Raw genomic sequence first — 5,919 nt, 5'->3', positions numbered from 1 at the left:
CCGGCGCGGCGGCCGGCGTCACCCCGGCGGGCACCGCGGCCGGCACGGCCAGGGCCGGCGCCTGGACGTTGGCCTGTTCGTGGACCTTGACGGTGGCGGCCTCCGGCGCGAGCAGGCCGTGGTCGTTGAGCACCTGCATCCCGCTGGTCAGGAAGCGCAACCCGACCAGCGCCGACAGGGTCAGGATCGCCACGTTGAGCAGCTTGAAGAACCCGTAGTCGTTGGCGGTGATCAGGAAGAAGAGGCTGATCGGCGCGAACGCCACCGCGAGCATCGAGGTGACCGTGATCGCCACCATCACCAGCGCCAACGACTGCCGCACCGAGAGCCGGGCGCCGAAGACCAGGTTGAACAGGTAGAGCGTGGGCAGGCAGATGGCCAGGGTGACCAGGAACAGCAGTGGCAGCTTCAGCGCCGAGGTCAGCGCCATCAGCGGGCTGTGGAAGAAGCCCAGCACCGCCCCGTAGCAGGCCAACGCGATGGCGGAGCTGGTCAGCATCCGCCCGGTCAGGACGTTGAGGTCACGCTCGGCCACGATCTGCTGCCAGATGCTTTCGCGATCCCGCAGGATGCGCTCGATGACGAGCGGGCTGGGACGGTCACCCGACACGGGTGCACCCCTCTCGGTGGTCAGTCATTCACAGTGGACCAGGTGGGCAGACGGTAGGGCACCGGGTGGCCGGCCCGCCACCCCGCTCCGGCACCTCGTCAGCGCCAACCCACGTCGATCCGGTCGCCACGCTCGTCGAAGAAGTGCAGCGCGTCCATCCGCACCGAGACGGCGAGCGGGTGACCGGCGCTGACCGCCGGGTACGGCGCCAGCCGCACCGCCAGCTCCGCCGGGCGTCGGTGGTGCCGACCCGGATCGGGGAGCACGCTGGTCTGGACGCCACTGGGCGGGGCCTCCTGCGCCTCCACCGGCTTGCCGGTGAGCCGCTGCATCACCGAACCGAACCGGCGCAGGCCGCGCTGGCCGACCGGCGGCGTTTCCTGCGGCGCGCCCATCTCGTCGACGACGATCGCGGTCGCGCCGATGTCGAGGAACGCCAACGACTCGTGCCCGTGATGCTCCAGGTAGCGGATCCGCCCGCGCAGCACGTCGCCCGGGCTGTCCGGTGCGACCGGGGTGAGCGCCTCGGCCCGCATGCCGACCACGATCCGCTCACCGTGGTAGTGCGCCACCGCCCGACTGCGGATGTCGTTCCAGGGCAGGTAGAGCGACTGGTCACCGAGGTTGAGCGTGACGTACCTGTCGAGGTGGACGTAGACCGACGCCTCCAGCAGGTTCATCCGTGGGCTGCCCAGGAACGCCGCCACGTAGAGCGTCGCCGGTCGGCCGTACACCTGGGTCGGGGTGCCCACGTCCTGGAGCACGCCGCGGCGCATGATGGCCACCCGGTCGGCCATGGTGAGCGCCTCGGCCTGGTCGTGCGTGACGTAGACGGTGGTGACGCCCAGCTCGCGGGTCAGGCCCGAGATCTCCGCGCGCAGCTCGGCCCGCAGACCGCTGTCCAGGTTGGACAGCGGTTCGTCCATCAGGAACAGGCCCGGTCGACGGACGATCGCGCGGCCCATGGCCACCCGCTGCCGCTGCCCGCCGGAGAGCTGACCCGGCTTGCGGGCCAGCACGTCACCGATGCCCAGCGCGCTCGCCACGTCACTGACCCGCTCGCCCCTCGGCTCGGGCTCGATCCCGGCCAGCCGCAGCGGAAACGCGATGTTGTCGCCAACGGTCATGTGCGGGTAGAGGGCGAAGTCCTGGAAGACCATGGCGATCTTGCGGTCCCGTGGGGGGAGGTCGTTCGCCAACTCCCCGTCGAGCATGACCGCGCCGGTGGACGGCTCCTCCAGCCCGGCGATCATTCGCAGCACCGTCGACTTGCCGCACCCGGACGGCCCGAGCAGCACCATGAACTCGCCGTCGTTCACATCGAGGTTGATGCTGTCGACGGCCAGCGTGCCATCCCGAAAAACCTTGGTCACATCCTTGAGCGTGACGGTGCTCACCGTCTTCCCCCCCAGCGCGTCGGCCGAACCCCACAAGACTGTGACCAGGATCATGGGTTTGTGACATCGGGTAAACGTCTCATGTTCGATCGATGACACTGCTATTACACGACAGAAGCCCGGATCAGCAGCGCGTTGACCGCTCGACCGGCTCCCCGAGGAAGACCTGGCGCACCACCCGCTCCGCCGCCCGCCCGTCGTCCAACGTGCAGAACCGGGCCCGGAAATGTTCACGGGCCTTGGCCGCCGCGTCCGAACGCACCGCGTCGGTACGGAACAGGTCGAGCAGATCGGCGAAAGTGGAGGCCACCGCGCCCGGCGGTTCCGCCGTGACGTCGAAGTAGACCCCCCGGGCCAGCCGGTACGCCTCCCAGTCCGGGGTGTAGAGCACGATCGGCCGGTCCAGCACCGCATAGTCGAACATGGCCGACGAGTAGTCGGTGACCAGCACGTCCGCCACCAGGTAGAGGTCCTCCACCCGCTGGTGGCCGCTGACGTCGCGGACCCGGTCCCAGTCCTTCGGCTGGCCCGGACGTCGGTCCCGGTCGTGGAAGTAGTGGCTGCGCATCAGCAACCGGCCCGAGTCACCCAGCGCCTGGACGAACCGGTCCGGGTCGAACGGTGGCCGGTAGCCGGGCAGGTGCTCGCGGTGCGTCGGGGCGTACAGGACGACCTGCTCGTCGGGGTCGAGGCCGAACTCCGCGCGGAGTCGGCGCACCTCGTCCGGACCGGCCGTGACCAGGCGGTCGTTGCGCGGGTACCCCACCTCCAGGGTGGTGTACGTGGCCGGGTACGCCCGATCCCACATCTGGGTGGAGAAGCTGTTGGCGCTGACGCTGTAGTCCCAGCGGTCCACCCGACGCAGCAGGCCGGCGAAGTCCATCCGGCCCGCGCCGATCGGGTAGCGCTGCTGATCCAGCCCCATCACCTTGACCGGGGTGCCGTGGTGGGTCTGCAGGTGCACCTGTTCCGGTCGCTTGCGGACGAAGTCCGGGAAGTTGACGTTGTTGACCAGCCACCGGGCGCGGGCGAGCACCCGGTAGTACGCCGGAGTGCCGGCCACCACGTACTCCACCCCGGCCGGCACCGTGTCCACCCGGTCCCGGCGCACCACCCACACCCCGCGCACCCCCGGCGCCAACCGGCGGGCGACCTCGTAGATGGCCGCCGGGTTGCAGGAGTAACCCCGGTACCAGTACGCGGCGTACACCGCGAGCGTCGGGTCGACCGGCCGCCGCGACTCGGCCCGGTAGTACTCGCGCAGCAGCCCGTCGCGGGTCAGCCGGGCTCCGCGCCGGGCGACCGGGCCGACCCTGCGCCGAGCGGTGCGGGCCTGCCGGCGGGCGGCGTCACGGGCCCGGCTGGCGGCCCGCAACGCGCTGAAGGTGCGCCACCGACCGGAGGCGACGAGCTTGTGCTTGATCCCCTCGACCCCGTCCGGCACCGGATAGCCGCCGGGCGGCAGCCAACGCTCGTAGTCGGCGGTGATCTGCGCGAAGAACGCCTCCCGCAGCTCCGGCGCGATCCGCTGACCGTTGCCGAGCACGGTCAGGTAGTGCCAGATCATCCGCTCGAAGACCGCCGGTCGTAGGGCCTCCGTCGTCGGCCCCCACGAATCCATCAGGTGGAAGACCCGGTGCCACTGCGGGAAGACCTCGAAGTGCCGGTCACCCCGGGTCCGGGTGATCGCGCCGGCGCGGCGTTGGCGGTAGTTGACGCAGACCCGGTCCAGTACGCCGATCCGCCGCGCGGCCATCAGCACCGGGTAGCTGAACGAGACGTCCTCGTACCAGCCGGGCGCGAAGCGCAGGCCCAGGTCGACGAGGAACTCCCTACGGACCAGCCGGTTCCACGCGGTGTGCAGCAGGTGCATCGCCTGCGGCCGGTCCCGCAACCGGAACGTGCCCGGACCCGGGGACTCCGGGAACACCTCGGCCATCGCGCTGCGGGTGGCGGTGTCGTTCCAGTGGGTGCGGACGTGGTCGACGAGCAGGACGTCCGGGCGGGTGACCCGCAACCGGTCGGCGACCTCGGTCAGGCACTCCGGAGCCAACCAGTCGTCGCCGTCGAGGAACCACACGTACTCGCCGACGGCCCGGTCCAGCCCGATGTTCCGGGCCGGACCGAGGCCGACGTTCTTCGGCAGCCGGACCGAGTGGACCCGCTGGTCACGGGCCGCGTACTCGTCGATGATGTCGCCGCTGGCATCCGGCGAGCAGTCGTCGACGGCGATCACCTCGATGTCGGTCTCCGGCTGACCGAGGATGGAGTCCAGGCATTCGCGCAGGTATCCCTGCACCCGGAAGGCCGGCACCACGAAGCTGATCAGGGTCATCCGGCCGTCCTCCGTCAGCGCGGCGCGGCACCTCCAGCGCCCGCCGGCGCGACCGACGCCCGCGCGCTACGGGCCGGTCGCACAAACCAGGCCAGGACGACGCTCACCACGAAAACCACGAGAAGGTACGCACCGAGTGTAGCCAGACCGATACCCGCAATACCGGCGATCGCCGCGAGGGCCAACAGCACCGAGCGCCCCTCCCAGCCCAGCGTCGCCGCGTGCAGGGGCGGTGCCGCCTGTCGCTTCTCCAATCGGGCGGTCAGGTCGTAGTGATGCACGGTGAGCACGAAGACGTACCCGAAGATCAACCAGCCGGGCACCTCGCCGACCACCCCGACCGCGATGGCGAACAGGTACTCGGCGGCCCGCAACGCCGCGGGCACCAGCCAGTCCAGCGGACCGTTGTGCGCCGCCCCGGCGCCCAGGCCGCCGACCAGCAGCACCAGCAGCGCCACCGGCACCGCCCAACGCAGCCCCTCGGGCGCGTCACTCAGCAGCGCCCCGACCAGCAGCACCGCCGGGCCGAGCGCGGCGATCACCGCCAGGGTCAGCGGCCCCATCGGGCGCACCACCGGCAACCAGCGGGCCAACGGCCCGTCGTCGCGGTGCAGGGTGGCATCGACCGTGTCCAGCACCGGCACCCACATCCAGCGGGCCCGCAGCGTCCGCAGCGCACCGGTGTACGCGAACGCCAACACACCCCAGACCAGCACGGCGATCAGGCTGACCAGCGGGTTGAACAGCGCCACGGTCAGCGCGATCAGCGCCCACCGCTCACCGATCGGGAAGACCACGGTCCGCTTCAGCCAGTACGACACCGACCCGGTGTCCGCCTGCACCCGGGTCGACGCCGCGTTGAGCCGGTCACCGATCCCGCCGCCGGCGTTCGTCGCCGTACGCGGTCGACGGGCCGCCTCGTCGTGCAGCACCCCGTACCAGGTGTCGGTCATGTGCCGGACGGTCTGCAACGTCATCGCGGCGATCGCGAGCGCCCACCCGTTGCCCAGCCCGGCGTGGCTCACCCCGAAGCCCAGCCCGGCGTAGACCAGATACTCCTTGGCCCGGTCCGCCATCGTGTCCAGCCAGCCACCCCAGGCGCTGAAGTGCCGGGTGTAGCGGGCCAGCTGGCCGTCCACGCAGTCCAGCACGAAGCCGAGGTAGAGCAGCACCGCGCCACCGACCAGCGCGGGTCGCCCACCGACCCCGAACAGCACCGCCGCGCCCAGCGCGAAGAGCACCGAGATCACCGTCACCCCGGTCGGGGTGAGCCGGAGCCGGGCCGAGAGCCGGACCACGTACGGCGACCAGGTGCTGACGAAGTAGGTGGAGAAGAAGTCGTCCCGCTCCTTCACCGACAGCCGCAGCTCGGCCCGGTCCTCGTCGACCGCGGTGACCGCCGCCTCGGCAGCGGTCAGCCCGGCCTGGTCCTCGACCCGGTGGGCGACGAGCAGGCGTACCCGCTGGGCGAAGATCAGGGTGCCGAGCGCCGCGAGGCCCGCGAAGAGCCGGTCCACGGCGGACCCGGGGCCACCGGCCGCGACCGACCCCCCGGACCCGGCCCCGGTCGCCGGCAG

At 71.3% G+C, this 5,919-nt stretch carries 3 protein-coding genes and 1 pseudogene; all 4 read right to left on the bottom strand.

The features are described 5' to 3' along the window. Positions 1–610 (bottom strand): annotated as a pseudogene (locus tag PSH25_RS20095) (hypothetical protein); the annotation flags it as partial. Positions 611–708: 98 nt separating this feature from the next. Then, positions 709–2,007 carry an ABC transporter ATP-binding protein gene (locus tag PSH25_RS20090; protein ID WP_238660558.1) on the bottom strand — a complete coding sequence of 433 codons (1,299 nt, stop codon included), beginning with the start codon at positions 2,005–2,007 and terminating at the stop codon, positions 709–711. Positions 2,008–2,131: 124 nt separating this feature from the next. Then, positions 2,132–4,342, bottom strand: a complete 2,211-nt coding sequence (locus PSH25_RS20085) for a bifunctional glycosyltransferase/CDP-glycerol:glycerophosphate glycerophosphotransferase (RefSeq protein WP_238660556.1) — start codon at positions 4,340–4,342, stop codon at positions 2,132–2,134. A gap of 14 nt (positions 4,343–4,356) precedes the next feature. Beyond that, positions 4,357–5,919, bottom strand: a 1,563-nt coding sequence (locus PSH25_RS20080; protein ID WP_238660555.1) for a DUF5941 domain-containing protein, incomplete at its 5' end; no start/stop codon positions are given.

Source organism: Micromonospora foliorum, assembly GCF_022229015.1.
Lineage (GTDB): Bacteria > Actinomycetota > Actinomycetes > Mycobacteriales > Micromonosporaceae > Micromonospora > Micromonospora foliorum.
The sequence above is the reverse complement of the archived record's forward strand: the minus strand, read 5'-3'. Positions and strand labels throughout refer to the sequence as shown.